This is a genomic window from Streptomyces sp. NBC_01320, from assembly GCF_035974375.1.
GTDB classification, from domain to species: Bacteria; Actinomycetota; Actinomycetes; order Streptomycetales; family Streptomycetaceae; genus Streptomyces; species Streptomyces yanii.
Genome location: NZ_CP108390.1, coordinates 10,934,666 through 10,959,542 on the forward strand (window position 1 = coordinate 10,934,666; position 24,877 = coordinate 10,959,542).

Genomic DNA, 24,877 nt, shown 5'->3' on the forward strand with positions numbered 1-24,877 from the left:
AGGTGTCACAAGAACGGCCGCTGCAATGAGTGTTGTTGATGACGCTGCCCGCGTCGAGTCCTTGTCCGTGTTGTCGCGATTCCGCGCCGACTTCTACGAGTGCCTGCCCAGCCGGGCCGACACGCTGTTCGATCTCACCGACGCGGTGCTCTGTGCTGAGGGCCCGGTCACCTCACTTGTCGAGCTGTCGCTGCAGTCGAACTTCCGACGCGGGCACGGTGCTCTGTATGACGCTCTGGCCCACGGAGCGATCGACGAAGAGCGACTGCGCTCTCTATTGGCGGGCCAACTGCCTGACGGGCCATTGATGTTCGGTGTCGATGCCTCGACATATCCCCGGCCGAGTGCGGAGTGCTCACCGGGCCGGGGACACCACTACGCGCCCTGCCGCTGCGATGGCGACCGCAAGACCGTCCCGGGCTGGCAGTTTCAGTGGATCACCGGCCTGGAATGGGGCTCGTCCTCATGGACGCTCCCTGTCGATGTGGCCCGGGTCCCGGCCACGTTTTGCTCCGTGGCAGCGAGCGCCGAGCAGATCCGCCGCGTCACCCACCACCTCGACCACCTGGGCAGACTCCGATCCGACGGCCTCCCGGCGCCGCTGTTCATCCTCGATCAGGGCTACAGCGCCTCCGGCCTCACCCACGCCCTGGCCGACGTACCGGTGCAACTGCTGGTCCGCATCGCCGGCGACCGCGTCTACTACGACGGTCGTCCGGGACCGCGCAAGCCCGGGCCCGGCCGCAACGGCGTGCACGGCCACCGCTTCGAGCTGTCCGCATCGGTCAACCTCCGCCGTCCCGACCAGATGCTCGTCGTCCCCGACACCCGGCGCTACGGCCGCGTCGAGGTCCGCGCCTGGCACCGCATGCACCAGAAAGTCCAGCGAAACGGCTACTTCGCCGACCAGTACCCGCAGCTCAACACCCGCCTGCCTGTCGTCGAGGGGACTGTGATCGAGGTACGGGTCGAGCGACTGCCCGACGGCCGCAGCCCGCACCGCACGATGTGGCTCTGGCACGCCGACCCCACCGGGACCCCACCGGACATCGATGTGCTGTGGCGGGCCTACCTGCGGCGATTCGACATGGAACACACCTTCCGACTGCTGAAGTCGGAACTCGGCTGGACCGCCGCCCGCCTGCGCACGCCCGCGCAGGCCCTGCGCTGGACCTGGATCGTCGCCGTCGCCTACGTCCAACTCCGCCTCGCCCGCCACCTCGTCGCCGATCTGCGCCGCCCCTGGGAGAAACCACCCCGAACGGGGCGTGGACTGAGCCCGCACCGAGTACGTCGCGGATATCGACATCTGCGCGACCGGCTGGGCACCCCGAGCCGTCTGCCGAAAACCAGCACTCCTGGCCCCGGCCGCCCCCGCGGCGGCAAGAACACCCCAGCTCAACGACACCCTGTCGTCACCAAGACCGTCAAAACGAACACCAAGAAGACCAAGGGACGCAAGGAGAAGGCTTAAATCTCAAGCTCAGTGGGCCTGCGGATAACCGATTTCGGAGATGTCTTGGGCCAGGTCCGCCAGGGTGACCTCTTCGTTCAACGACGACACGAGTTCCTGGTCCAGCGGCCGCAAGGCATACACGTCACTCACCGTTCTCAAGTCCACAGGGACCTCGTAATAGTCCTCCGCGAAGCGCTGGAACGCTTCGGGAGAGCGGTCGACCAGAAGCGCGAACAGCCCCGTGGCCCCGTCAGGGTCGGCACGGTCCGAGGGGAAATCGATCGTGCCGTGGTGCCACTGATCGTCCGTCGCCTCCCGCCACAAGCAGGCGGTCACGACGGGCACGCTGTCCTCGTCGGTGAAGGCCGGCTCCTCGATGAAGGGCTTGAAGACCTCGGGAACATCGTCGATCACTCCCGGCCAGGGCTCGCCATCGTGTCCATATGGGCTCATAGGTGCTTCGTGACCAAAGCCGCGGACATAGACCCCAGCCGCCGAGAACACGAGGGAGTACTCGTCTCCCGACCCGTTGCGCATCGAAGCCATCTCCTCGCCTTCAGCCCAAGTGGCATTGAACGAGTAGTACCGGTTTTCCCAGTCCGGGCTCAGGATCGCATCGAGCATCGCAAGCGAGCGGCACAGATCTCGCAGGTCGGCGATGGTGGGGAGCCGGCGGGCTACGTCATAGACAGTCACGTGCTCATCCAACCGGATGCCTCTGACATCCGTAGCCCGCCGGCAGGCGTCACGATCAGTAGCAATCGAGGGCCGGGCAGGCCAACACTCGACAGTTGAATACGAGAGCCGGCCAGTATCAACCCCCGGGCACTGCCCGAGCGGCCGGGCCGGGTTCCTCGGCGAGGAGGTGCTCGGCATACAGACCGACCTCGATGCGCCTGCCCAGTTCCACCTCCTGCTCAGCGGTCAGCAGCCGGACCCGGGCGATGAGCCGCAGGTAGTCCTTCACCTGATCGACTGTGCCGGCGTCGGAGGAGAGCCGGGGGGCCGGTGCGTCGCTCTCGTCGTGCACCGCGAGCAGGAGTTCCTCCGGGGCCTGCACGTCCGTGGTCATCACCGCGGCTCCAACAGGGGGCGCAGGAATCGCCCGGTGTGCGAACGGAGTTCGCCTGTGATGTGTTCCGGAGTTCCTTCGGCGATGACCTGTCCGCCGCCGTGACCGCCCTCCGGCCCCATGTCGATCAGCCAGTCGGCACTCTTGATCACATCGAGGTTGTGCTCGATGACCACCACCGTGTTGCCGCCGTCGACCAGGCGTTGGAGCGCCGTCAGCAGCCGCTCGACATCGGCGACGTGGAGACCGGTGGTGGGCTCGTTCAGCACGTAGAGGGTGCGTCCATCCCTGATCTTCGCAGGGAATCCCGGCCTTCGGGCCGGGCGGGAATGCGATCCCGAACGCGGAGGCGCGGAGTGCCGGAGTTCTCTGCGTTGTCAGTGGCGCCAGCTATGTTGACCGCACTGATCGAAGGAGGGCGGGCCGGATGATTCGTGCGTACAAGTTCCTGATGCGGCCCACCGCCCGGCAGGCGGTCGCGCTCGGTGAGATGCTGCGCGATTACTGCTCGCTGTACAACGGGGCGTTGCAGGAACGCCGCGATGCCTACCGCCACCCCTCGAAGACGAGCATCCGCTACGGGATGCAGTCGGCCCAGCTCAAGGAGATCCGGGCGTTCGATCCGGAGCGTCAGGGGCGTTGGTCGTTCTCCTCGCAGCAGGCCACGCTGCGCCGTCTGGACAAGGCCTTCGCCGCGTTCTTCCGCCGGATCAGAGCCGGCCGGACGCCGGGATATCCGCGTTTTCGTGGGGTGAACTGGTTCGACACGGTGGAGTTCCCGAAGGACGGGGACGGGGTCCGGTGGGACTCCACCCCGCACGACCGGGTGACCCGCGTCCGCTTCCAGGGCGTCGGGCATGTCAAGGTCAACCAGCACCGGCCCGTGGCCGGCAAGGTCAAGACCGTGTCGGTCAAGCGTGAGGGCCGCAAGTGGTTCGTCGTGCTGACCGCCGAACACGACCGGCCCGAGCCGCTCGAGGCAACGGGCAGCATGGTCGGCATCGACCTCGGCATCGCCAACTTCCTCGCCGACTCGGGCGGCCGGTTCGTGCCCAGCCCGCGCCATGGCCGCCGGGCCGCCGCAGGGCTCCAGGCCGCGCAACTGGCCCTGTCCCGGTTCCCACGCTGCAAGGCGAAGAACCGCACGGCCAACCACCAACGTGCGGTGGAGAAGGTCGCTGCCCTGCATGGCAAGGTGCGGCGTCAACGGCTCGACCACGCGCACAAGACCGCCCTCGACCTGGTCCGCGCGCACGATGGCATCGCGCACGAAGACCTCAAGATCCGCAACATGAGCAAGGCCCCCGCACCCAAGCCCGACCCCGAGCGGGCGGGCGCGTTCCTGCCCAACGGGGCCACGGCCAAGGCCGGGCTGAACCGTTCGATCAACGATGCCGGTTGGGGGGTGTTCCTCGCGATCTTGAACGCAAAGGCTGAGAGTGCCGGGCGGGAAGTGATGGCCGTGGATCCCCGCAACACCTCCCGGCGGTGTCCCGAATGCGGGCACACCGCGAAGGAGAACCGGCCCACACAGGAGACGTTCCACTGCGTCGCCTGCGGCCACACCGCGCACGCCGACACAGTGGGAGCACTCAATATTCTCCGGGCCGGGCTGGTCCGTCGCAACGCCAACCAGGCATAGCGAGAAGCCCCGTCCCTTCAGGGCGGGGAGGAGTCAGTACGCCCGACATGGGCAGCAGCTAAAGGGTGAAAGTCCCGACGAGAAGAGGTGAGACTAACTCGCTAGCCGAACGGCAAGGGCGTCATCGCGAGGTGGGGTCCGAAGGAAGCCGGAGGCAAAACCGGGTACCGATGTACAAGAACCGCATTTGAGGCTAGGCGTCTTGGGCAAGGTGGCTGACTGCATCGAAGCCCGTTCTCACCAAGAAAGACGCAGAGTATATGCGGCGGCGATCCGGGGAAAGTTGCTGTTCTTATTCGGGGAGGTCTGCCCGGGTGTCACCTGTAACGGTGTGTCGGCCGCGATTGTGACGACCGATGCCAGCAATGGCACTGGTTTGCCGGACAGAAGTCAGCAGAGGTCATAGTACCGAGACGGGAAGGCAGTAGGCCGACAAGGACTCGGGAAGGGCCGAACGTTTAGCGGATTGGAAGAAGGGTGTCTGCTCGCGCAGGTCACGATGACCGCCGTAAATCTTCCCCGGCAGACCCTGGGGTGACGGGGTCGGTGCATACGACCGCCCAGCCCAAGGGGCGCAGTGACCAGCCGGCGCTACACGCGGACAACAATCACCGCGAGGTCTCCCTCTGGGAGACGGTGTTCTCGAAGGAGAACCTTCTCGCGGCGCTCAGGCGCGTCGAAGCAAACCGGGGTGCCCCCGGCGTTGATGGGATGACGACGGATGAACTCCGGCCATGGATCGCCCAGAACTGGCCCAAGGTATGGGCTGAGCTCGATGCGGGGACATATAAGCCCGCTCCTGTCCGTCGGGTGACCATCCCTAAGCCGAATGGTGGGGAGCGGATGCTAGGTGTCCCACGGGTGCTGGATCGCTTGATCCAGCAGGCAATTGCGCAGGCCCCCGTGCCCGTCTTCGATCCCCACTTCTCTGGGGCGTCGTTCGGGTTCCGACCAGGGCGTTCGGCCCACCAAGCCGTAAGGGTTGGTCGCCGGGCCGTCCAGGACAGAAACCGTTGGGCCGTGGACCTGGACCTCGACAAGTTCTTCGACCGAGTGAATCACGATGCGCTTATGGCGCGGGTGGCTCGCCGGGTGAGGGACAGAAAGGTCCTGAAGTTGATTCGGCGGTACCTGGAAGCCGGGATTATGAGCGACGGCGTGATGGTGAGGAACGAGGAAGGGACCCCGCAGGGTTCCCTTTGTCCCCGTTGCTGTCGAACATCATGCTGGACGACCTTGACCGCGAACTCTTCAAACGCGGACACCGGTTCGTGAGGTACGCGGACGATGTGATGATTTTCGTCCGGTCCGAGCGAGCGGCGCAGCGGACCCTCGCCTCGGTCACGGCCTTCATTGAGAAGACCTTGAAACTGAGGGTGAATCGTGAGAAGTCGAAGGCGTGCCCCATCTGGTGGACGTCACTCCTGGGATTCGGGTACTACCTCGCCAAAGGGCAGGTGAAGATCCGGGTGGACCGGAAGGCCGTGAGACGGCTAAAGTCCACCGTTCGGCGAGTCACCTCCCGGACGTGGGGCGTATCGATGGCCCACAGGATGGACAAACTCAACCGTTTCTCGGTCGGCTGGGTGGCCTACTTCAGTCTCTCCGACAGCCTTCGGGTTTTCGAGGAGATTGATCACTGGACCCGCCGCAGGCTACGGCAGGCCCAGTGGGTGCAGTGGAAGACCAGTCAGCGCAAGAACTCCATGCTCCAGAAGCTCGGTTACGAATTTGGAGACCAGGAGCAAGGCGTTGCAGTGCAACGCAAGCGATACTGGCGGGCCTCCCACCTGAAACCACTGGAAATCGCTATGAATAAAGCCTATTGGGATGCGCAGGGCTACAAGTCGTTCAAGGGCTCGTGGTCCCGCCTGAAGCTCGCCTGAGATCAGCTGGACGAACCGCCGGATGCGGGCCCGCATGTCCGGTGGTGTGGGGGGCGGGCCGGGCAAACCGGCCCGCCTACCCGATCGGGTACGACGCTGGAGCTCGGCGGCGAGCTTGACCCGCTGAGCCTCACCGCCGGACAGGGTGGTGGCGGGCTGGCCGAGCTTCACATAGCCGAGCCCGACGTCGTCCAGAGTTCGTAGGTGACGGGAGATGATCTGGTGGCCGTCGAAGAAGTCCAACCCTTCGGCCACGGTCATGGCGAGGACGTCGGCGATGGACCTGCCCTTGTAGTGCACGTCGAGGGTCTCGCGGTTGTACCGGGCGCCCTTGCAGACCTCGCAGGGGACGTACACGTCAGGCAGGAAGTTCATCTCCACCGTGATGGTGCCGTCGCCGTAACAGTGTTCGCAGCGGCTACCCTTGACGTTGAAGGAGAACCGGCCGGGCTGGTAGCCGCGGACCTTCGCCTCCGGCGTCTGGGCGAACAGCTTGCGCAGATGGTCGAAGACGCCCGTGTACGTCGCCGGGTTGGAGCGGGGGCTGCGGCCGATCGGGGACTGGTCGACCTGGACCACCTTGTCGATGTGCTCGACGCCGGTGATGGTGCGGTGCCTTCCCGGCACTTTGTGCGCGCGGTGGATGTGCTGGGCCAGGGCGGTGTGCAGGATGTCGTTGACCAGGGTCGACTTGCCGGAGCCGGAGACTCCGGTGACCGCGGTGAACAGGCCGAGCGGGAAGGACACCGTCACGTCGCGCAGGTTGTGCTCTGACGCCGCGTGCACGGTGAGGGTACGGCCCTGAGCCGGCTTCCTGCGCTGCGCGGGCAGGGGGATCGTACGGCGTCCGGAGAGGTACGCGCCGGTGACGGATTCAGGGTGTTCGGCCAGCTCCTGCGTGGTGCCCGAGAAGACGATCCGGCCGCCGTGCGTGCCGGCGCCGGGGCCGATGTCCACTACCCAGTCGGCGACCCGAAGGGTCTCCTCGTCGTGCTCGACCACGATCACCGTGTTGCCGCGGTCGCGCAGCCGCTTCAAGGTCTCGATGAGCCGCTGGTTGTCGTGCTGGTGCAGCCCGATGGACGGCTCGTCCAGTACGTACAGCACGCCGGTCAGCCCCGTTCCGAGCTGGGTTGCCAGCCGGATTCGTTGCGCCTCCCCGCCGGAGAGGGAGGCGGCGGGCCGGTCGAGCGAGAGGTAGTCCAGGCCGACGTCGAGCAGGAACCGCAGCCGTTCGCCGATCTCCGAGAGCACGGCCTCGGCGATTCGTCTCTCACTGCCCGTCAGTTCCAATGACTTTACAAACTCGGCGAGTTCACCGAGCGGCAGCGCGGCCGCCTCCGCGATGCTGCGGCCGCCGACGGTGACCGCCAGGACATGCGGGGCGAGCCTGGCGCCCTTGCAGGCTGCGCACGGCACCTCGCGCATGTACCCGGTGAACCGGTTCTGAGCAGTCCCGCCCTCGAGGTCCTCGGTGTAGCGGCGCTCAATGTGCGGAAGGACTCCCTCGTAGCGGGCCAGGTGCGAGCGATCGCGGCCGAACCGGTTCCGGTACGCCAGGTGCAACCGGCGATCCGCCCCGTGCATCACCATGTCCCGTATTGCAGCGGGAGTTCGCGCCACGGGGTGGTGGTGCTGAAGCCGGCGTCGGCGGCCAGGGCTTCGAGCAGGCGGGTGAAGTAGTCGGCGCCACTGGTGTTGGTCCACGGGGCGATGGCGCCCTCCGCCAGAGACTTGGTGTCGTCCGGCACGACGAGAGCGGGGTCGATTTCCATGCGGGAGCCGAGGCCCGAGCATGTGGGGCAGGCGCCCCAGGGCGCGTTGAAGGAGAACAGTCGGGGCTCCAACGACTTCAGGCCGATGTCGTGGGAGCGTGGGCAGGACATCGTCTCTGAGAACACCAGTTCGCGGCCTGTCGCACCTGGTTCACGATCCACGAACTCGACCTGGAGGACACCGCCGCCGCGCCCCAACGCGGTCTCCACGGACTCCGTCAGCCGCTGCCGGACACCTGGTTTGACGGCGAGCCGGTCCACGACCACGTCGACGGAGTGCTTCTTGCGCTTGTCGAGCGCGAGCGGCGCGGCCAGCGCGAGTACCGTTCCATCCACCCGGGCCCGGCTGAACCCGTCGGCGGACAACTGCCGCAATACCTCGGCATGTTCGCCCTTGCGGTCGCGGACGATCGGAGCCAGTACCTGGAAGCGGGTCCCCTCGTCCTCGTCCAGCAGCAGGTCGACGATGTGCTGTGGGGTCTGCCGGCTGACCGGCTTGCCGCACTCGGGGCAGTGCGGGTGACCGATCCGCGCGTACAGCAGCCGCAGGTGGTCGTAGACCTCGGTGATGGTGCCGACCGTGGAGCGCGGGTTGCGACTCGACGTCTTCTGGTCGATCGCGATCGCCGGCGACAGCCCCTCGACGGCGTCGACGTCGGGCTTGTCGAGCTGCCCGAGAAACTGCCGCGCATATGCCGAAAGGGATTCGACGTAACGCCGCTGTCCCTCGGAGAATATGGTGTCGAACGCCAGACTTGACTTTCCGGATCCGGATACGCCAGTGAATACGATCAGTGTATCCCGGGGAAGTTCGACGGACACGTCACGGAGATTGTGCTGACGGGCGCCCTTGACGATGAGCCGATTTCTCACTTCTTGAACCTCAGGTGTTTGAGAGCTGGCCGACGCCAACCGTAACACCGCAACATCACTGGTCACGGCCGTTGTTCGGTCTCGTTTGGTTGTGGTGAAGATCGCCCTTGACAGGAAATCCAGCCGTGTGAGGACAGGAAAAAAATTCTGCCGGGAAGGGGTGTGAAAGGGCATGCGGGCTTGCCTTGACTTCTTTTTGGGTGTGTGGGCAATGAAAATGTCTGAAGTGCTGTCCCGAGTTGCCGGTGGGTGATTGGCCTCGGCGTTTTGTGACGGTCCGTCGGATCTTCTGGGTGACCCAGTTCAAACGTTGCAAGGCCGGCCTGGCCGGTGCCGCCGTCGCAACGCCCGACCTCCACGTCCTCAACGGCACCGGGCGCCCCGTGCACACGGGCGACGTCATTGGAACTGAGGCCGCCCGCGCCGCCAACCGCGAGTTGGCAAGAGCCCTGAACCAGCGCGCGTGAGCCTGTGTGGCACGGCTGCCCGGAGAAGTTCACCGGATCTGCGGGAGCTTTCCGGGCGCGACACCGAGGGCCGGTGTCGGTCTTTGGAACTCCTACCGGGATGGCTGTCGATGGGGTCGGCTCCTCGTCGTGGAGTGCTGTCGGTCAGCATGGGACGATGCGCTCGGATCTGCTACTGCCTCGTGAGGTGAAGGTCATCGACACGGCCTCGCTGCTCAGGCTGGAGGAGCGGGCGTGCGAGCTCAATCTCAACCAGCGGTTGGATCCGGCGTGGGTGCTGGAGCACGCGGCGCCCGATGGAGTCCACTACCTGTGGCCGGCCCTGTGGAACTATCGCCCGGACGTTCCGCGTCAGCTGCGGTGCGAGCTGCTGCTCACGCTGCATGCCGGAGAGCGCGTGATGAGCCTGCTGGACATGCTTCCCGACGACTTCACCCCGCTGCCGAGGGTGACCTCGCGCGAAGAAGGCATGCAGGTGAGCCGACTCCTGGACCGCGTTCCGACGGTCAAGGAATGGCTACTGCGGGAAGACGGAGGCTCCTCAGGCCAGCTGTGAAAGGCGGCGCCAACAGATCAGCGAGCACGCGAGCTTCAGGAGCGCCGGCTCGTCCTCGACATGCCCTGGCTTCAGGCGACCCACTCCACCCCCGTGTGACGGAGCGCCGTAGTCGGCCAGTCCGAGCATCCAGATGGCCACATCGTCTGATCTGCGCCGATGCGAACGCGGTGGCTCCCCGAGGCGCAATCCGCTCGTGTGATGGAATCTCCACCGGCACGGCGGGCGCGCGGACACAGCGCGACGGGCACGGCGGGACAGGGAGACGGGGGCGCCATGACGAGCGGACACGACACCCACGTGGCAGCCTCCGGCGCCCATTCGCTGCTGACGCGCGCCCTCACCCGAGAATCCGGGCGGGCCCGGCAGCTCCTGGCCGTCGGGGAGTGGCGTCCCGCCTCGTCGGATGCCGAGGCAGCGGCGGCCGTCCTGGCCCGCCTCACCGCCCCGCTCCCGACCCGGCGGGCTGCGGCGGCACGGACGCCGGCCACGGACCGGGACCGACGGCTCCAACGCATCCTGCGCACCACCCTGCATCACCTCGACGCGGGCGCCGTCAGCCCGCCCACCGCTGCTCTCCTGGCCGCCGTCGCTCGCGCCCTCCTGCCCTGGCACGCCCACCCGAATCCACCGGCTGCGGCGGCGGCCCCGAGATTCGGGGACGCGCCGAGGGCAGCGGACGGTGTGGCGGTGCCGCCGACCGAAGCGGGCGAGGCCCTGCTTCCTGATCTGATCGCACTGTTCGCCACCCTGGCCGAGACGAGCCCGCCCGAGGTCATCCCGCTCACGCCGCCGGTCGAGCCCTGGCAGGTCCAGTACACGGGCCGGTTCCGTCGTCACGGCAGACCTGCCACCGGCGTGTGGACGGCCGAGACGGTTGGCTGCCCAGGATGCGGGGGTACGGCCGGGCCGTGGACGGTGACCTGCGACTGGCGTCTGATCGCGCTGGGCTGCCCTTGCGGAGTCGTGACCCACGAGCACGGCCTCGCCTTCTCCGAGGTCTGGCTCCTCCTGCCGGATGCCTGACGAGCCCCGTAGCCGGCCTGTCCCAGGCGACTACGGCTCAAGTGGCCGACTTGAACGCTCACCGGCCAACTGGAGCGCTCACCGATCACACCTCGGATCGACAGTCCCGGAGTGATCCAACCACCTCGAAGATCATTTCGTGAGGAGTTCTCAGACGGTGACCTGGGATTGTGCCGGGCTGAGTACATACACGGCGGTCTGTTCGGCGTGCGGGATGAGCAGGCCCTGCAGCTCCCGCGCCGCGGTCTTGACGAGGTGGCCGTCACGGGTGGCGTGGAGGGTTTCGATGACGAAGGCCACGTGTGTGGAATCCACGGTGACGCGGGTGCGGTGGGCGTCGCGGTGGTTCCAGTGGCGGGTCAGGACGCCGGTGGTGTCCGCGTAGATGATCTCGCCGGTCTTGGGGTTCTCGGTGGTGTCGGGTTCGCCGAGCGGGGTGAAGGACTCGGTGCCGTCCGCGTGGCGGATGACGACATCGCCGGTGACGTGGTCCAGGTCGAAGGCGCCGACGGGCAGGCCGTGCTGCACGGAAACGCCGTTGTAGGAGTCGACGGCCGGGTTGATGCGCGGCAGGGTCCCCTTCTTGGCGAGGCGGCGGCCTAGCGCGTCGACGCTGGGGCGGATGCGGCGAGGGTTGGTGCCGAAGGAGCGGTAGGCGGTATGCCACGCCTCGATGCGGGGGTCGCTCTCGTCGGCAGGCTGCCAGGTGCCGTCGGCGAGCTGTTGCTCCAGGTCCTCCAGGGCGGCGGTGGTGTCGGGCCAGGGTTCACGGCCGCGCAGGCCGGTGGCGGTGACCAGGGCGACGAGGGCGTCGGGGAAGTCGTCTGCGACAGCGGGGGTGAGGCGGAAGGCGGTCATGGGTGAGGGTTTCCGTTTCTGTGCCGGGGTGGGGCGCGGGGTCAGGGCTTCCAGGGGCCGATGCGGTCCAGTCGGCGGCGCTGCTGGAGTGCGGTGGGGGCGTCGAGGCCCTGGCCGCGTGCGTTGAGGTGGTCGGCGACGGCGGTGCGGTGTGCGACGGGTTTGTGGTCGTCGTATTTGAACTTCGCGACTACTTCGGTGATTTCCAGGCGCAGGCCGCGGATGCCGGGCAGCATCCGGCCGTAGGGTGGCTGGTCGACGGTGACGGGGGCGTGGTCGCCGTCGGGCTGGAAGAGGGCGAGCTGGCGGCGCAGCAGCTCGGCCTTGGCCTCGGGGTCGTCGACGATGTTGGCGCGGCAGGTGAACTGGACGGCCGTGTAGTAGCTGGTGGGAACGCCGTTGGTGGGCGGGGTGTCGGCCTTGGCGCGCCAGGGGCCGGGGATGAAGGCGTAGTCGCCGAAGACGGTGAAGAGGACGTTCGGGTCGTGCTCGATCGCCTTCCAGACCGGGTTGGGCCGGGCGAGGTGGACCAGGAGGTGGTTTCCGTCGCTGGTGAAGTGGGTGGGGACGGCGACGGGCGGGTGGCCGGGCAGGCCGTTGACGCTCAGCTGTCCGAAGTCGTGGTCTTCGGCGATCCAGGTCTGCCATTCGGCTTCGTCCAGGCCGGCGTCCCAGGGTTGGATGAACATGCTGCTCTCCTTGCGCAGACGGAGGAGGGGTTGGGGGGTGGTTCAGGTGAGGGCGAGGAGGCCGACGGCGGCGGCGGCGGTGCCGAGTCCGATGAGCTGGCCGCGGTGGATGCGTTCGGCGAGCACGCCGCGGGCGAGCAGGACCGTGCCGGCCGGGTAGAGGGCGGTGATCACAGCGACTACGGTGAGGTTCCCGCTGCGGGCGGCGAGCAGGAACAGTAGGTTCGCAAGCGAGTCCAGCACACCTGCGGCTGCTGACATCGCGTACGCGGGCCGCGCCGAGCCGAGCTTGCGGTGCATCAGCCCGGCCGCGGCCAGGGTGACGGCCGAGGAGACCGCCCGGCCCACGATCAGTGGAGCGACTCCGCTGTCGGACGGCGCCTGGTGCAGAAAGATCAGCTGGAGGGCGATGGCGGCGCCCGCGCCGAAGGCCATCAGCAGCGCGGTGCGTGAGGGGCGCGCCGAGCCCGCGCCGTGTCCGGCGCTGACCAGTACCACCGCCACCAGGGCGAGCGGCAGACCCACCAGTCCGGCGGCGGCCAGGTGCTCGCCCTGCAGAAGACCCACACCGACGGGCAGCGCCGCGGACACCAGGGCGGTCACGGGCGACAGCACGTTCATCGGACCGATCGCCAGGGTGCGGTAGAGCAGGGCGAACGCGGCGGCCGAGGCGACCCCCGATGCGGCACCCCAGCCGAGAGCGCCAGTACTGAAAGAGGCGCCGAGGAATGGCCACAGCAGCAGCTCGACCGCGAGGCTGGCCGGGGCCGCGATCATCACGGTACGCAGCACATGAGCCTTGCGGGCTCCGAGGCCACCGAGGAAGTCGGCGCACCCATAGGCGAGTGAGCTGCCCAGGGCCAGCAGCAGAGCGATCACGGTACATCCCTTAGTATTCAATGGAACGACTAAACCGTACAACGGATCGACCGAGGTGTGTCAACCGAACGACCGCACGGTGCATTCAAGTGGTCCACTTGTGAGGATGGTGATCAGATGGCCGAGACGGCCGCAGCCCTGCGGACACTCGCGCACAACGTCAGGGCGGCCCGCACCCGCGCCGGTCTGTCCCTGGACGAGCTCGGCCGGCGTGCCCAGGTCAGCAAGGGTGCATTGGTGGGATTGGAGAAAGCCCAGGGCAACCCCAACTTCGCCACCCTGGTCCGGCTGGCCGACACTCTCGGCATCTCGGTGTCCGCGCTGATGGAAGGACCGGCCGAAGGTAGCGTCCGTGTCGTGACCGCCGACGCCGTGGCCCCTCTGTGGACCGGAGCGCAAGGCAGCGAAGCCCGGCTCATGCTGACGACCTCAGGCCCGGCCCCGGTCGAGGTCTGGCGCTGGCAACTGGAGCCTGGCGAGGAGTACCCCAGCCACCCCCACCAGGCCGGAGTCGTGGAAACCGTCAGTGTCACCTCCGGCCGGATGACGCTGGTCGTCGACGGCACCGAGCACTCCGTCGAAGCCGGACAGACCGCTACCTTCGGCGGCGATGCCCCCCATACCTACCGTGGTTCCGGCGCCGCAACCTGCCACCTGATCATGACGGTTCACCTGCCACCCGGCCCTGCCTCCACAACCTGACCCGCGCAGTGCGGGTCAGCCTGGTGATCCATACGGCCCCCGGCCTTGCAGATCACCTGAACCGGCGGTAGTGCCACACCGGTTGCGCTTGCAACACGAACGACGACCGCCGTCGGGACGCCAATTACCGAGTCGCGTCGGGTGAGGGCTGGCGCCGGCATACCGATCGGATCGGAGGGCGTCGCCACCAAGGCCAACTATGGCCTCAACAAGGTGCGTTCTCGCGCCCCGGTGAAGGTCGGCTCGCGCATCCGTCTGGCCGCCCGTCTCGCCAAGGTCGAGGAAGTGCCCGGTGGCCTGCAGATCACGGTCAACGGCACGATCGAGATCGATGGCGAGGCGAAGCCGGCCGCGGTGCTGCAGAGCGTCTCGCGCTTCTACGCCTGGCAACGACCCCGGAGTTACGCCCCAAGGGCGGGGCGTGTCATCGTCGGAGGATGAGCGCGAACAGCGAGGTGGGGCGTCCCAAGATCCTAGTGCGGTGACCGGCAGGGTTGCCCCATGAGGAGCGTTGTCCCGTCGCGCCGCCCCGTACGTGTAGCGATTTCGTGTCGCACACCGAGCGCTGTAGTTGACAGATTTCGTCAACTACAGCGCTCATCGCGAGGCAAAGAGGCGTTGCGATTGTGGGCTGTCAGGCCAAGCCTGCAACGTTCGCCGTGTCAACGGCTCTCGTTCACCACCATGGCCGAGCCGCCACCTCGCCGCTTGGGTTCGGCGACCGCCGTGACCTTCCCGTCGCGCTGGAACTCCAGTGCGGCCACCGCTCCGATCTCCGGGGAGGGGGTGAAGGTCTGTGGGGCCAGGACGAAGTGTTGGCCGAGGCCTTCGAGCGCGGTGCGCTCGGGTGAGTCGAGGAAGGCGGGTTCGGCGTCGGTCGTGGTCCGGTTCCGCTGCGAGATCCGCGGAGCGGCGACCGCATCGGGCAGCGACATGCCCAGGTCGAGACGGTTGACGAGAGTCTGGAGCACCGTGGTGATGATGGTCGCGCCACCCGGCGAACCGGCCGCGATCACCGGCTTCCCGTCCCGCAGCACGATCGTCGGTGACATGCTGCTGCGCGGGCGCTTGCCCGGGGCGGGCAGATTCGGGTCGGGTACCCCGGGGGTGAGCGGGGTGAAGTCGAAGTCGGTGAGCTCATTGTTGAGCAGGAAGCCACGTCCGGGCACGGTGATGGCCGAGCCTCCGGTCTGCTCGATCGTCAGGGTGTACGAGACCACGTTGCCCCAACGGTCGGCGGTCACCAGATGGGTCGTCGAGGGCCCCTCGTAAGGCTCCTGAGTGCCCTTCCCCCGGGCACAGCCGGTTGTCGCGCCGCGCGGGTCCGCCGGGGCCAACGGGCTGGTCAGCGTCGCGTCGGAGCGGATCAGGCAGGCCCGGTCCTTCGCGAACTTCTTGGACAGCAGTGCCTTCGTGGGCACGTCCGAGAAGGCGGGGTCGCCCACCCAGCGGTTGCGGTCGGCGAAGGCGATCCGGCTGGCTTCCAGGTAGTGGTGCAGCGCCTGGACCCGGTCGGCGGACGACAGAGGGAAGTTCTCCAGGATGTTGAGCGCTTCGCCGACGGTGGTGCCGCCGGAGGAGGACGGGGCCATGGAGTAGACGTCCAGCCCGTGGTACATGGTGCGGGTCGGTTCCCGGCGCACCACTGCGTAGTTCGCGAGGTCGCGCCGCTCCATGAGTCCGGGCCGGAACGTACGGTCGGAGCCCGCGGTCACCGGCGGGTTCTGCGCGGTGCGCACCACATCACGCCCGATGTCGCCGTGATAGAGCGCATCTGTGCCCTCGCGGGACAGTTCCCGGTACGTACGGGCAAGGTCGGGGTTGCGGAAACGGCTGCCGACCACGGGGAGTTCACCGTTCGGCAGGAACAGCTCGGAGGTCGAGGTGATGTCCCGGAAGCGGGCCTCGTTCATCGCCGTCTGGGCGCGGAATTCGTCGTTGACCACGAAGCCGTCGTCGGCGATCCGGGTGGCCGGGTGCAGTGCGCGCCCGAGCGAGACGGTGCCCCAGTCGTCCAGGGCCTTCTGCCAGGTTGCCGGGGTGCCCGGAACTCCCACGGACAGGCCGGAGTTGACCGCTTCCTGGAAGGGGATGGCATTGCCCGTGGACGGGTCGATGAAGGAGTCGGAGCGCATCCGGGCCGGGGCCGTCTCTCGGCCGTCGATGGTGTGCACCTTCTTCTTGGCGGCGTCGTAGTACACGAAGTAGCCGCCGCCTCCTATGCCTGCCGAGTACGGCTCGACCACTCCGAGCGCGGCCGCGGTTGCCACCGCCGCATCGACCGCGTTGCCGCCGCGCCGCAGCACCTCGATGCCGGCCTGCGAGGCGTATGGGTTCACACTGGAGACTGCGCCCCCGCTGCCGGTGGCGACGGCCTGTTTGGGCGGCGGCTGGAGATTTGAGCCGGAGGGTGCTGCGGCAGCGCCTGCCGGGGATGAGCCGGCGGCTGTGGTGGGGAGGAGCAGAGGGAGAGCGAGGGCTGCCGCCGACACGGCAGACACCAGGGCACGGCGGGCGATCATCGAGCCTCCGAGGGCCTCGGGCGAGGGTGATTGCTGGCACTTTGGCAACAGTCGGCCTCATCAGCAATGGATCTTGGAGATCTTTGCGGAACATCTGAGGTTCCTCGGCAGTAACCAGTGCAGTTCAACGACTTTGCGCCTGCCGGAATCCCCGTCCGCCTGGGGCACCCCAGTGACAGCTACGTCGGTGGGGGCGGCATGATGAGCGCTTGCGCTACTCCGTCTGGCCTGTCTGACTGGCACGAACGGTTTTGCCCCATCCGGCGGGCGGGCGGGTGCTGCTGACGCGGCTGGCAGCTGCAAGCCCTCGGCACCACGGGCATGACCTGCGACGGGACGAGGTACTTGGAACCGTGAATTTGTGGTGACCTGGCGGTTCGTTTCTCGCAGGACACGCATACTCGAACCAAATGGTCATGCTTTTGTAGCCTGCGGTGAATCGTCATTCTTGTTGGAACCAGTTCCGAATGTCCATCGCACTTTCAGGAGTTCGTGAGGGCTTGGAAGGGCACGGCGATGTCCAATACGTGCTCGTCCGCATCCGCATCGGCCCAGTTCGGGTAGCAGATCTCGCGTGCAAGAGGCGCTCGGTTGCAGCCCCGCCCGTCGAGCCACGAGGCCAATGCAGCGAAGGCCCCCGCCACTGTCGGGTACTCGCTTTGCACAACTCGGTGAACGCCTTGGTGCGCCGGCTCCAAGCACACTCCGATGCGCCCGGTGGGCTGGACCGGGGAATCGGACAGGCGTCCGCTTCCACGCGCTTGAAGTCGTCACTCATGATCCGGAAGCGTTTCATGGGAGTGTTTCAGACGTTCAGTGGGTTGAAACAACCCATGGAACACGAGAAGCCCTGCATGATGGGGGGTGTGTTTCATGAGTGTTCGCCTATGAAACACAGCCCACCCGGCAACAGCCGTGCTACTGAACTTGATTGGGTGATGTCGGGGCCGTTCGCCTGGCACCCGCAGGCTGGTGCTGGCAGCTCTGGGACGTGAGGTATGCGCAGGGTGGTGGGCTGACCGACGCCGAGAGGGGTAGGCGGGAGCGGTTACGGCTGCAGGCCGTGGAGCGCTTCGAAGGCGGGCAGAAGAATGGGGAGATTGCTGCCGCGTTACGGGTGAGCGAGCGGTCGGTGGAGCGGTGGCGCCGGGCCTGGCGCGAGCAGGGCGAGGACGGGGTGCTGTCGAAGGGCTCGCCAGGTCGACCGCGACTCGTCGAGGCCCAGATCATCAGGCTGGAACGGGAGTTGGAACGGGGCCCGCTGGCACATTGCTGGGCCGATCAGCAGTGGACCCTCGCCCGGATCAAGACATTGATCGGCCAGCTGTTCCACGTCTCGTACACCGTGGAGGACACCTGGCGGTTGCTGAAGCGGCACGGTTGGTCCTGGCAGCAGCCTGCCCGAAGGGCGATCGAGCGCGACGACGAGGCGGTCGAGGCCTGGAGGAAGGAGACCTGGCCGCGGGTAAGAGCATCGCGGCGGAACGCGACGCCTGGGTAGTCTTCGAGGACGAAGCCGGGCAGTCGATGACTCCGCCGCGTGCCAGGACCTGGGGCCGGATCGGCCAGACCCCCGTCGTCCGGGTGCGAGGACGTGGCTCCGGACGCGTGTCGATGGCGGGTATGACCTGCTACAAAGCGGGCGAGCGGCCCCGGCTGATTTACGCGATACGCGAGTACCGGGGCCGCAAGGACGAGCCGAAGGGCTTCGGCTGGCGGGACTTCCGCGATCTGATCGTCCGCGCGCACGCTCAGCTCGGCGGCCCGATCGTGCTGGTTTGGGACAACGTCCGCCTCCACCCGACCGCCGGAATGCGGGATTTCATCGCAGCGAGCGCCGAGTGGCTCACCGTGTTCCAGCTGCCGACCTACGCCCCGGACCTCAACCCGCAGGAGGGCATCTGGTCGCTGGTCAAGCGCGACCTCGGCAACTTCGCCGCCCCCGACCTCAGCCAGATCACCAGAGCCGTAAAGCGTCGGCTCAAGAAGATCCAGTACCGTCCAGAGCTGGTCGACGGCTGCCTTGCCGGCACCGGCCTCATCCTCGACTAGCCGCCGAGCCCGCATTGCCGGAAGCGACGGTCACCACCAACGACACTCACCTCTGACGTGGGCGGATAGAGGTCGAGAACGACGTCGAGCCCCAGCCTGCCGACCTTGGCGAGCAGGTGGGCCGGCAGGACGCAGCCTCCCTGACCGTTCTCACTGCCGAAACCGAGATACAGCTCCAGATCACAATCGACGGACAGGCGCGTCAACTCCTGATGACACCCGTTGACCAGTCGGACCAGCGCCGCAACGTGCTCCTCAAGCTGGCTGTCGCTTCCCAGTCCACTCCGCCGGATCCAGACGCTGGTCTCCCGCCGGGCGCTGCTCGGGTTTCGGGGACTCATCAAGCTCCCCTGCTCGAGCTGCTCGTCGGGGACGATCCCCAGGCGAACCGAGATCTCCTCGGCGCGGACCGTTCGGCTCGTGATCCGGATCGACCCGCCCGACCACTTCGTATCCGGCAACGGCGAGTGCATCGTCAAGTGTTCTGGCACGTCCTCACGATCGCAGGCCAGTCAGCGGCAGGCCAGCGCATTCCTCAGGATCCCGTGCAGCCTGCCCACCCGACATCACCCAATCAAGTTCAGTACCGGGGCCTCTGCACGGAAAACTCGTTGCCGTCGGGGTCGAGCATCAGCACCTGGCCGCCGTCGCCCTCGTCGGTGTCGGTGCGCGTCGCGCCGAGCGAGATCAGGCGGTCGACCTCCGCCTCCCAGTCAGCGTCGGCGGGGAGCACCAGCTCGAAGTACAGCCTGTTCGTTCCCGTCTTCGGCGCCACCGGAGGACCACCCCACGTGATCTTCGTACCGCCGTTTGGCGATTGAATCGCGGTCTCCTGGTCCTGGTCCCAGACCAGCGGCCACCGCAGCGCCTTGCTCCAGAAATAGCCGACCTCCTGCGTACCGTCGCAGGCCAGCGCTCCGATGAAGCCGGTGTCGGCGAGGAACTTGTTGCCCGCCTCGATGACGCAGAACTCGTTGCCGTCCGGATCGGCGAGCACCACATGCCCATCTTCCGGGAGTTGGCCCACGTCGATGTGCTTCCCGCCGAGTTCCAGCGCCCTGGCCACCGTCTGCTGCTGATCCTCCGGGGAAGTGCTCGTCAGGTCGAAGTGCGCCCGGTTCTGGCCGATCTTCGGCTCCTGGCTCGGCAGGAAACGGATGCGGAACCCGGCGGGATCAGGGGGCAGGATCGCGAGGTCGTCGTCCGGACCGTCGGCCAACTCCCAGCCCAGGACCCCGGACCAGAACCGCGCTAGGCCCGACGGCCGGGTCGCATTGAAGCAGATCGCGAACAGTTGACTGGTCATACCTCGTGCATCTCCGATCCATTGACGGTCGATACGGCGCCTCGCCCGCCCCGCGAGCGCAGCCTAGTGGTGGCAGTGCGGCACCCGCAGCCGGGTTTCCGTCGCGGGGGAGCGCGGTCACGCGCCGGGGCTGCCGGGCCGTTCAGCACCTGACCCGACGAGGACGGGCAGGAATCCGATGTCCCACAGCTCGGCCGTCTCGCCGGTGATCCGGCTGATCGCCGCCAGCGAGGCAGGATCCTTGTTGGAGTGGCCGATGGAGCAGTGGAGTGAGCACTTCGCCGCGATGCGCGGAGCCAGCCATGACCAGAACGGACAGCTTGCGTTCCTGCGCTACGCGCATGAGCATCTGGAGGATCTCGCCTGCGGCAGCGGCTGGGAGAGCGAGTTCCCACGCGATGTGTGGGTGCTGCGTCGGCTGGGGATCGAGGGCACCCGGGCCCGGTTGCGGTTCGACCGCATCGCCCAGCCGTGGCTACGGGAGCCAGCCAAAAGGTTCGTGCGCTGGCGGCTCAGTATCGGCCGCAGCATCAACCAGGCCGTCGTCGACATCCTCGCGCTCAACCGGTTTTCCGGTTTCCTGGCCGACCCACGGGTCGCCGCGGGTGGTCTGGTTGCGGTGGACCGGAAGGTACTCGAACGCTACCTGGCCGATCTCGCCGTCGATCCGCGATCGACCCACTCGCGCGGCCGGGGCATCGGCTCGCTGAACGCGTTCTTCCACGCCGTGCGCCGCCACGGCTGGGACGAGACTCTTCCGGCCAACGCGACCTTCTACCCCGACGACTTCCCCCGTCCCGACAAGCGGTTGCCCCGGGCGCTGGCCGAGCAGGTCATGGCCCAGGTCGAGCAATCCGCCAACCTCGACCGCTGGCACAATCCCGAGGGCCGCGTGCTGACCTTGGTTCTCATGCGGTGCGGGCTGCGGGTCGGTGACGCTTGTAACCTGGCCTTCGACTGCATCGTCCGGGACGCCGACGGCGCCGCCTATCTGCGTTATCTCAACCGGAAGATGAAACGCGAGGCACTGGTCCCCATCAACGAGGAGGTCGAGGGCGAGATCACCGCCCAGCAGCAGCGCGTCCTGGAACGCTGGCCCGGCGGCAGCCGGTGGCTGTTCCCGGCCCCCCGGATGAACCCCGACGGCACCCGACCGCTGACCACGCACTCCTACCGCGGGCAGCTCGATCTCTGGCTGGAGCGCTGCGATGTCCGCGACGAGCACGGCCGGGGTGCACCTGACGCCCTATCAATGGCGCCACACTTTTGGAACCAGGCTGATCAACAGGGACGTCCCGCAGGAAGTCGTACGCGTCCTTCTCGATCACTCTTCCGGCGAGATGACGGCCCACTATGCCCGGCTGCAGGACACCACGGTCCGCCGGCACTGGGAGAAGGCCCGCAAGGTCAATATCAAGGGCGAGAGCGTCACCGTCGACCCTGATGGCCCGCTGGCGGAGGCCACCTGGGCCAAGCAGCGGCTCGGCCGCGTGACCCAGGCTCTGCCCAACGGCTACTGCGGTCTGCCGGTGCAGAAGACCTGTCCGCATGCCAACGCCTGTCTGACGTGCCCGATGTTCGCCTCGACCCCCGAGTTCCTGCCGCAGCACCGCGAGCAACGCCAGCAGTTGCTGCAGATCGTCTCCGCCGCCGAGGCCCGCAGCCAAGTACGCGTGGCCGAGATGAACCGCCAGGTCCTCAGCAACCTGGAGAAGATCATCACCGGCCTGAAGTCCGACCCCGGACAGCCGGAGGCGACCGCCGATGCGAGCTGACAACAGCCAGCACATCGTCAACGCTGCCCGTCGCCGCAGCCAGTACACCCGCGCCAAAGCTGTCCAGGCACTCCGCTCTCTCGATGCAGCGGGTGAGCCGGTCACCTTCGAGGGCGTGGCGAAACAAGCGGGCGTCTCGCGGTCCTGGCTCTATGGTCAGCCGGACCTGCGGGCTGAAGTCGAGCGCCTGCGGGCAGCACACCGCCGAGCGCCCTCGTCCACGCTCCCTGTACGTCAGCGCGCGTCGGACGCCTCCTTGCTGCGGCGCCTGGAAGCGGCCAACGCCCGCTTCCAGCAGTTGGCGGAGGAGAACCGGGGTCTTCGGGATCAGCTCGCTCGCGCACTGGGCGAGCAACGAGCAGACAGAATCACGAGGATCGAGCGAAGGGAAGATGATGAATACCGCTGACGAGCAAGACCGACTTCTGCGTGTGCCGAGAAGGGACCTCGAGCGAGCTCGGCGGGACCCGGAGACGTGGCTCGACCTGGCCTTCTTTGCGGAGCACACCGACGAAGGTCACGTGATCGACCGCAACAAGGCCGCCCGCTTGGGAGTTCTGTGGGCACTTCAATACGACCGCCACCCCCAGGACCTGCAGCTCCTGCGCTTCCTCCTCCAACAGGAGACCACGTTCTACCAAGAGGTCGTCCCCTGGGGATTGGCCTCGGACTTGACGCTGGCCGGCTTCCTGGTTGCCGAGCACCGGCAGGTGGAGGATCTATGGCTGCACTGGACCGCCAAGAACATCAGCTTTAACACGGCTCTCGGCTACCACCTCTACCATCTGCTCACTGGAGGTATCACAGCTGCCGTCGAAGCAGTGCGAGCCAGTGCCCACCCTGATCGTGGCCGCATCCTGGGCGACATCACGTCGGACCGCCACACTGACGCCGCCGTTGACGAGTGGCTCAACGAACAACGTGCACAATTCCCTGCAGCCCCGGCCGACGAGAGCCTCAAATCATGGGCCCACCACGCCGCGAGCCTCGGCGAGCGCGAGGCATCCCGCCTGTTCATGACCGCGTGGGCAGTCGGCGAGCCACGCACCGAGGACACACTCAACACTCTGCAGTTTCACCTGGCCCAACTCGGCTACCTCACCGAAGCAGTGGCGGTGCAGCGAGAAGTCATCGCGGTCAGTGATGCGTCATGGCCGGGGGCAAGAGCGTTCAACCTGCTCACGCTTGCCCGGCTGCAACGACGAGCCGACGACGCTTCGAGCGCGTGGAAAACACTCGAAGAGATTCAGAATGTCATGCCTCCCGACAAGCAGGGGTTGCGCGCGGGACTGTGGCGGCACTTCGTCAAGGAGTGTTTCCTCGTTGCCCCGCTCACACCTGACGACACCACAGCTCGTCGTCGGCTCGCCGTGAGTGACGAGCACCTGCAAGGGATTTCTCGGCTCTGGATGGACGGAGTCCTCAACGCCGCAGTCGCGGCTGCCGAACAGGTCGGCGATCCGCAGACACTCCACCGCTACCGCACGTTGCAGCAGGCCGCAGCTCGTGAATTCGAACAGGAAGCCAGTTAGGCGACCCGCCGTACTGCGTCAGGACCGACAACCTCGTGAACCCCAGCATGTCCCCGCGAGGAGATGAGCGATCCCAACATGATCCGCCACAGCGCGTCTCACCCTGGTAACGATAAGTCAGTGACGTGTCATGCGACAGGAATTGCCAACCGCGACTCGACGACAACGTGCTCAACGCAAACACCCAGCTCACAGACACGAAGCACGACCGGACTCAAGATTATCCAGGAGCAGGTCGGCCACGACCACGCCTCCACCACCGCGATCTACACCTGCGTCTCCTCCGACTTCCGCACCCGTTCCCTGCGTCGTGTGTTGGACGCCACCATCGAGGCCGCTCTGCGGCCGGGAAGGACCTCCTGATGCCACGCCAGATCAGCTACCGGTGGCGCCTGCGCGAGCTGATGGCCGCCCGCGGCATGTTCACCGTCGCCGAACTGATGCCGCACCTGACCGAACGCGACATCACGCTGTCCGCCTCCCAGGTCCACCGTCTGGTCTCCGGCACCCCGGAACGACTATCCCTGCCGGTGCCGGCCACCCTCTGCGACATCCTCGACTGCACGCCCACCGACCTGATCGCCACCTCGGCCCAGAACCTCCCGACCCGCCGCGCCGCCGGCGAAGAGGCGCCGATCAACCTGGCCGCTCGCCGACCCACACGGGTTCGGCTGATGCCCGAGGGGTGAGCGGTGACGCCCGAGGAGTACGAGCGGTGGATGATCCGCGACTGCGCACGCTGCGGCCGTCGCGCCTCGAAGTCCGCCGAGTGGTCGGACGGTCCGATCTGCCGAACCTGCTACGACCGCGCGATGCGAGTCCGTGGCCGCTGCCCCTGCTGCGACACCGACCGGCTACTGCCCGGACGGGACACCGACGGCGCACCGATCTGCCGCGACTGTGCGGGCATCGTCCGCGACTTCTTCTGCGATCGCTGCGGCTTCGAGGGCCTGCTGCTTGGCGGACGCCTCTGCGAACACTGCACCCTCGCCGACACGGTCGCCCGCCTCCTCGACGACGGCACTGGACGTGTCGCCAACTCGTCCTCCAGGCCCCGGCTCCCGTCATCACGAAGGCGCTCGGCTACCACGACAAGACAGCCACCCGGCCGGTCGGTCGGTACGGGCGGGGCAGCGATGCTGATTCCTTCGGCCGCTGCCCACCAGTGCTGATAAGGGACCTGGCCAGCTGGGTAGCACCCTGAGCAGCGACATCGTCGCGCTGACCGCCCGCCGCCTGGCCCGGACCTTTACTGTAACGACAACCCCGTGGGGACGTTCTCCCTCGGTGCCTCGACTCCAGGATCCGACGTCGGAGGTTCTCTCACCTGCACCGGAGTTCACTGACCAGGTTCGGTGAACCAGCCATCTGAACAACAGTGGGGGCAGGTAAAATCCGCCGCCTGCCCCCACCTCCGACTCTTCGAGGCGTGACATATGGAGATCTACCTTGGCCCCGTCCTGGCCATATGCCTCGGACTGCTGTACATGGCCAATCCCCTGGGGCTCGGCAACGCGGCTTTCCGGCAACTGAATAAATACCCCAAGATCGACTGGTCCGCCGAAGCGGCGCGACGTCAGGCCTTCGCCCTGGGCAGAACGTTGTTCGCGATCGGCACCGGCGCGCTGATCTGGATCCTTCTCCTGGAATTCGAGGCACGCCATCTCATCAAGGTCGCCTTCCTGGCGGTCGCGATTCCTTCCGCGCTCGCTCTTCTGCCCTTCACGATCATCGACACCAACAGGCGCGCGGCGGCGGAGCGCCGACCGTAGTCAGCCGTCCACCGAACAAGGGTTGTGTCGTGTCCCT

24 protein-coding genes and 4 pseudogenes are annotated in these 24,877 nt (G+C 67.1%); 17 read left to right on the forward strand and 11 right to left on the reverse strand.

The genetic code is table 11. The features are described 5' to 3' along the window. The first annotated feature begins 25 nt into the window (after positions 1–25). A complete protein-coding gene (locus OG395_RS50050; protein ID WP_327248838.1) occupies positions 26–1,474 on the forward strand; it encodes an NF041680 family putative transposase in 1,449 nt (482 codons plus the stop codon). A 9-nt stretch (positions 1,475–1,483) separates the two neighbouring features. On the opposite strand, the gene OG395_RS50055 is transcribed toward OG395_RS50050, so the two are convergent. From OG395_RS50055 to OG395_RS50065, 3 genes are all read right to left on the reverse strand, one after another. Continuing rightward, positions 1,484–2,152: a hypothetical protein gene (locus OG395_RS50055; RefSeq protein ID WP_327248839.1), complete on the reverse strand. Its 669-nt coding sequence runs from the start codon at positions 2,150–2,152 to the stop codon at positions 1,484–1,486. Between the two features lie 118 nt (positions 2,153–2,270). Then, entirely contained in the window at positions 2,271–2,528 is a 258-nt protein-coding gene (locus tag OG395_RS50060) for a sigma-70 factor domain-containing protein (protein WP_327248840.1), read from the reverse strand. Beyond that, entirely contained in the window at positions 2,528–2,797 is a 270-nt protein-coding gene (locus tag OG395_RS50065) for a hypothetical protein (protein WP_442818702.1), read from the reverse strand. Before OG395_RS50065 ends, OG395_RS50060 begins: the two co-directional genes overlap by 1 nt. A gap of 158 nt (positions 2,798–2,955) precedes the next feature. On the opposite strand from OG395_RS50065, the gene OG395_RS50070 reads away from it, so the two are divergent. The 3 genes and pseudogenes from OG395_RS50070 (at position 2,956) to OG395_RS58765 (ending at position 6,056) form a co-directional block, all read left to right on the forward strand. Continuing rightward, positions 2,956–4,170 (forward strand): RNA-guided endonuclease InsQ/TnpB family protein, encoded by a 1,215-nt coding sequence (locus tag OG395_RS50070; protein ID WP_327248841.1) that lies wholly within the window; start codon positions 2,956–2,958, stop codon positions 4,168–4,170. Between the two features lie 843 nt (positions 4,171–5,013). After that, positions 5,014–5,513: pseudogene (locus OG395_RS58760) on the forward strand (reverse transcriptase domain-containing protein); the annotation flags it as partial. Positions 5,514–5,711: 198 nt separating this feature from the next. Next, on the forward strand, positions 5,712–6,056 hold the full coding sequence (locus OG395_RS58765; protein WP_442818808.1) for a group II intron maturase-specific domain-containing protein: 345 nt from the start codon (positions 5,712–5,714) through the stop codon (positions 6,054–6,056). Between the two features lie 45 nt (positions 6,057–6,101). Here OG395_RS58765 and uvrA read toward each other — a convergent pair. Then, positions 6,102–8,704 (reverse strand): annotated as a pseudogene (uvrA, locus tag OG395_RS50080) (excinuclease ABC subunit UvrA); the annotation flags it as partial. 293 nt (positions 8,705–8,997) lie between these two features. On the opposite strand from uvrA, the gene OG395_RS58770 reads away from it, so the two are divergent. The 3 genes from OG395_RS58770 to OG395_RS50095 all read left to right on the forward strand — a co-directional run bounded on the left by OG395_RS58770 (position 8,998) and on the right by OG395_RS50095 (position 10,753). Beyond that, the gene (locus OG395_RS58770; RefSeq protein ID WP_442818703.1) at positions 8,998–9,171 is read left to right on the forward strand and encodes a hypothetical protein; all 174 of its coding nucleotides are present in this window, start codon (positions 8,998–9,000) and stop codon (positions 9,169–9,171) included. Positions 9,172–9,328: 157 nt separating this feature from the next. Beyond that, entirely contained in the window at positions 9,329–9,727 is a 399-nt protein-coding gene (locus tag OG395_RS50090) for a hypothetical protein (protein ID WP_327248843.1), read from the forward strand. A 276-nt stretch (positions 9,728–10,003) separates the two neighbouring features. Next, positions 10,004–10,753, forward strand: coding sequence for a hypothetical protein (locus OG395_RS50095; protein WP_327248844.1), 750 nt, complete (start codon positions 10,004–10,006; stop codon positions 10,751–10,753). A gap of 150 nt (positions 10,754–10,903) precedes the next feature. Here OG395_RS50095 and OG395_RS50100 read toward each other — a convergent pair whose 3' ends face one another. The 3 genes from OG395_RS50100 to OG395_RS50110 are packed head-to-tail and all read right to left on the reverse strand — an operon-like array spanning position 10,904 to position 13,179. After that, complete coding sequence (locus tag OG395_RS50100; protein ID WP_327248845.1) at positions 10,904–11,611, reverse strand: B3/B4 domain-containing protein; 708 nt, start codon at positions 11,609–11,611, stop codon at positions 10,904–10,906. 41 nt (positions 11,612–11,652) lie between these two features. Beyond that, on the reverse strand, positions 11,653–12,300 hold the full coding sequence (locus OG395_RS50105) for an FMN-binding negative transcriptional regulator (RefSeq protein ID WP_327248846.1): 648 nt from the start codon (positions 12,298–12,300) through the stop codon (positions 11,653–11,655). A 42-nt stretch (positions 12,301–12,342) separates the two neighbouring features. Then, positions 12,343–13,179: an EamA family transporter gene (locus OG395_RS50110; RefSeq protein ID WP_327248847.1), complete on the reverse strand. Its 837-nt coding sequence runs from the start codon at positions 13,177–13,179 to the stop codon at positions 12,343–12,345. Positions 13,180–13,296: 117 nt separating this feature from the next. Between OG395_RS50110 and OG395_RS50115 the strand changes: the two genes are divergently transcribed. Together OG395_RS50115 and OG395_RS50120 are read left to right on the forward strand one after the other, a co-directional pair. Further along, positions 13,297–13,881, forward strand: a complete 585-nt coding sequence (locus tag OG395_RS50115) for a helix-turn-helix domain-containing protein (protein ID WP_327248848.1) — start codon at positions 13,297–13,299, stop codon at positions 13,879–13,881. Positions 13,882–14,055: 174 nt separating this feature from the next. Further along, positions 14,056–14,322: pseudogene (locus OG395_RS50120) on the forward strand (hypothetical protein); the annotation flags it as partial. Between the two features lie 221 nt (positions 14,323–14,543). On the opposite strand, the gene ggt reads toward OG395_RS50120, so the two are convergent. Next, positions 14,544–16,403, reverse strand: coding sequence for a gamma-glutamyltransferase (gene ggt, locus OG395_RS50125; RefSeq protein WP_327248849.1), 1,860 nt, complete (start codon positions 16,401–16,403; stop codon positions 14,544–14,546). 991 nt (positions 16,404–17,394) lie between these two features. Here ggt and OG395_RS58775 point away from each other — a divergent pair. Further along, a protein-coding gene (locus OG395_RS58775) for an IS630 family transposase (RefSeq protein ID WP_442818704.1) occupies positions 17,395–18,455 on the forward strand; the annotation gives its coding sequence in 2 pieces (ribosomal slippage) (positions 17,395–17,842 and positions 17,842–18,455; 1,062 coding nt in all). On the opposite strand, the gene OG395_RS50140 is transcribed toward OG395_RS58775, so the two are convergent. The 3 genes from OG395_RS50140 to OG395_RS50150 all read right to left on the reverse strand — a co-directional run bounded on the left by OG395_RS50140 (position 18,452) and on the right by OG395_RS50150 (position 20,986). After that, complete coding sequence (locus tag OG395_RS50140) at positions 18,452–18,946, reverse strand: DUF4279 domain-containing protein (protein WP_327248852.1); 495 nt, start codon at positions 18,944–18,946, stop codon at positions 18,452–18,454. The two genes, OG395_RS58775 and OG395_RS50140, sit on opposite strands and share 4 nt — an antisense overlap. An 89-nt stretch (positions 18,947–19,035) precedes the next feature. Then, positions 19,036–19,761: a VOC family protein gene (locus OG395_RS50145; RefSeq protein ID WP_327248853.1), complete on the reverse strand. Its 726-nt coding sequence runs from the start codon at positions 19,759–19,761 to the stop codon at positions 19,036–19,038. A 475-nt stretch (positions 19,762–20,236) separates the two neighbouring features. Further along, complete coding sequence (locus OG395_RS50150) at positions 20,237–20,986, reverse strand: hypothetical protein (RefSeq protein WP_327248854.1); 750 nt, start codon at positions 20,984–20,986, stop codon at positions 20,237–20,239. Between OG395_RS50150 and OG395_RS50155 the strand changes: the two are divergent. From OG395_RS50155 to OG395_RS50185, 7 genes and pseudogenes are all read left to right on the forward strand, one after another. Further along, a pseudogene (locus OG395_RS50155) lies at positions 20,970–21,071 on the forward strand (hypothetical protein); the annotation flags it as partial. The gene OG395_RS50150 and the pseudogene OG395_RS50155 sit on opposite strands and share 17 nt — an antisense overlap. Positions 21,072–21,101: 30 nt before the next feature. Continuing rightward, on the forward strand, positions 21,102–21,536 hold the full coding sequence (locus OG395_RS50160) for a hypothetical protein (protein WP_327249788.1): 435 nt from the start codon (positions 21,102–21,104) through the stop codon (positions 21,534–21,536). Beyond that, positions 21,526–21,945: a DUF6262 family protein gene (locus OG395_RS50165; protein WP_327248855.1), complete on the forward strand. Its 420-nt coding sequence runs from the start codon at positions 21,526–21,528 to the stop codon at positions 21,943–21,945. The genes OG395_RS50160 and OG395_RS50165 overlap by 11 nt, the downstream gene beginning before the upstream one ends. After that, positions 21,929–23,068, forward strand: a complete 1,140-nt coding sequence (locus OG395_RS50170; protein ID WP_327248856.1) for a hypothetical protein — start codon at positions 21,929–21,931, stop codon at positions 23,066–23,068. Before OG395_RS50165 ends, OG395_RS50170 begins: the two co-directional genes overlap by 17 nt. Before the next feature lie 362 nt (positions 23,069–23,430). Next, positions 23,431–23,757, forward strand: coding sequence for a helix-turn-helix domain-containing protein (locus OG395_RS50175; RefSeq protein WP_327248857.1), 327 nt, complete (start codon positions 23,431–23,433; stop codon positions 23,755–23,757). Between the two features lie 3 nt (positions 23,758–23,760). Then, on the forward strand, positions 23,761–24,240 hold the full coding sequence (locus tag OG395_RS50180; RefSeq protein WP_327248858.1) for a hypothetical protein: 480 nt from the start codon (positions 23,761–23,763) through the stop codon (positions 24,238–24,240). Positions 24,241–24,504: 264 nt separating this feature from the next. Then, complete coding sequence (locus tag OG395_RS50185; RefSeq protein ID WP_327248859.1) at positions 24,505–24,840, forward strand: hypothetical protein; 336 nt, start codon at positions 24,505–24,507, stop codon at positions 24,838–24,840. Positions 24,841–24,877: the final 37 nt, after the last annotated feature.

Excerpts from the sequence above, each read along its gene's own strand:
- OG395_RS50050 (WP_327248838.1), top strand. The coding sequence starts at position 26 with ATGAGTGTTGTTGATGACGCTGCCCGCGTCGAGTCCTTGTCCGTGTTG.
- OG395_RS50060 (WP_327248840.1), bottom strand. The coding sequence starts at position 2,528 with ATGACCACGGACGTGCAGGCCCCGGAGGAACTCCTGCTCGCGGTGCAC.
- OG395_RS50070 (WP_327248841.1), top strand. The coding sequence starts at position 2,956 with ATGATTCGTGCGTACAAGTTCCTGATGCGGCCCACCGCCCGGCAGGCG.
- OG395_RS58765 (WP_442818808.1), top strand. The coding sequence starts at position 5,712 with ATGGCCCACAGGATGGACAAACTCAACCGTTTCTCGGTCGGCTGGGTG.
- OG395_RS50090 (WP_327248843.1), top strand. The coding sequence starts at position 9,329 with ATGCGCTCGGATCTGCTACTGCCTCGTGAGGTGAAGGTCATCGACACG.
- OG395_RS50095 (WP_327248844.1), top strand. The coding sequence starts at position 10,004 with ATGACGAGCGGACACGACACCCACGTGGCAGCCTCCGGCGCCCATTCG.
- OG395_RS50100 (WP_327248845.1), bottom strand. The coding sequence starts at position 11,611 with ATGACCGCCTTCCGCCTCACCCCCGCTGTCGCAGACGACTTCCCCGAC.
- OG395_RS50105 (WP_327248846.1), bottom strand. The coding sequence starts at position 12,300 with ATGTTCATCCAACCCTGGGACGCCGGCCTGGACGAAGCCGAATGGCAG.
- OG395_RS50115 (WP_327248848.1), top strand. The coding sequence starts at position 13,297 with ATGGCCGAGACGGCCGCAGCCCTGCGGACACTCGCGCACAACGTCAGG.
- ggt (WP_327248849.1), bottom strand. The coding sequence starts at position 16,403 with ATGATCGCCCGCCGTGCCCTGGTGTCTGCCGTGTCGGCGGCAGCCCTC.
- OG395_RS50145 (WP_327248853.1), bottom strand. The coding sequence starts at position 19,761 with ATGACCAGTCAACTGTTCGCGATCTGCTTCAATGCGACCCGGCCGTCG.
- OG395_RS50160 (WP_327249788.1), top strand. The coding sequence starts at position 21,102 with ATGACGGCCCACTATGCCCGGCTGCAGGACACCACGGTCCGCCGGCAC.
- OG395_RS50165 (WP_327248855.1), top strand. The coding sequence starts at position 21,526 with ATGCGAGCTGACAACAGCCAGCACATCGTCAACGCTGCCCGTCGCCGC.
- OG395_RS50170 (WP_327248856.1), top strand. The coding sequence starts at position 21,929 with ATGATGAATACCGCTGACGAGCAAGACCGACTTCTGCGTGTGCCGAGA.
- OG395_RS50175 (WP_327248857.1), top strand. The coding sequence starts at position 23,431 with ATGCCACGCCAGATCAGCTACCGGTGGCGCCTGCGCGAGCTGATGGCC.
- OG395_RS50185 (WP_327248859.1), top strand. The coding sequence starts at position 24,505 with ATGGAGATCTACCTTGGCCCCGTCCTGGCCATATGCCTCGGACTGCTG.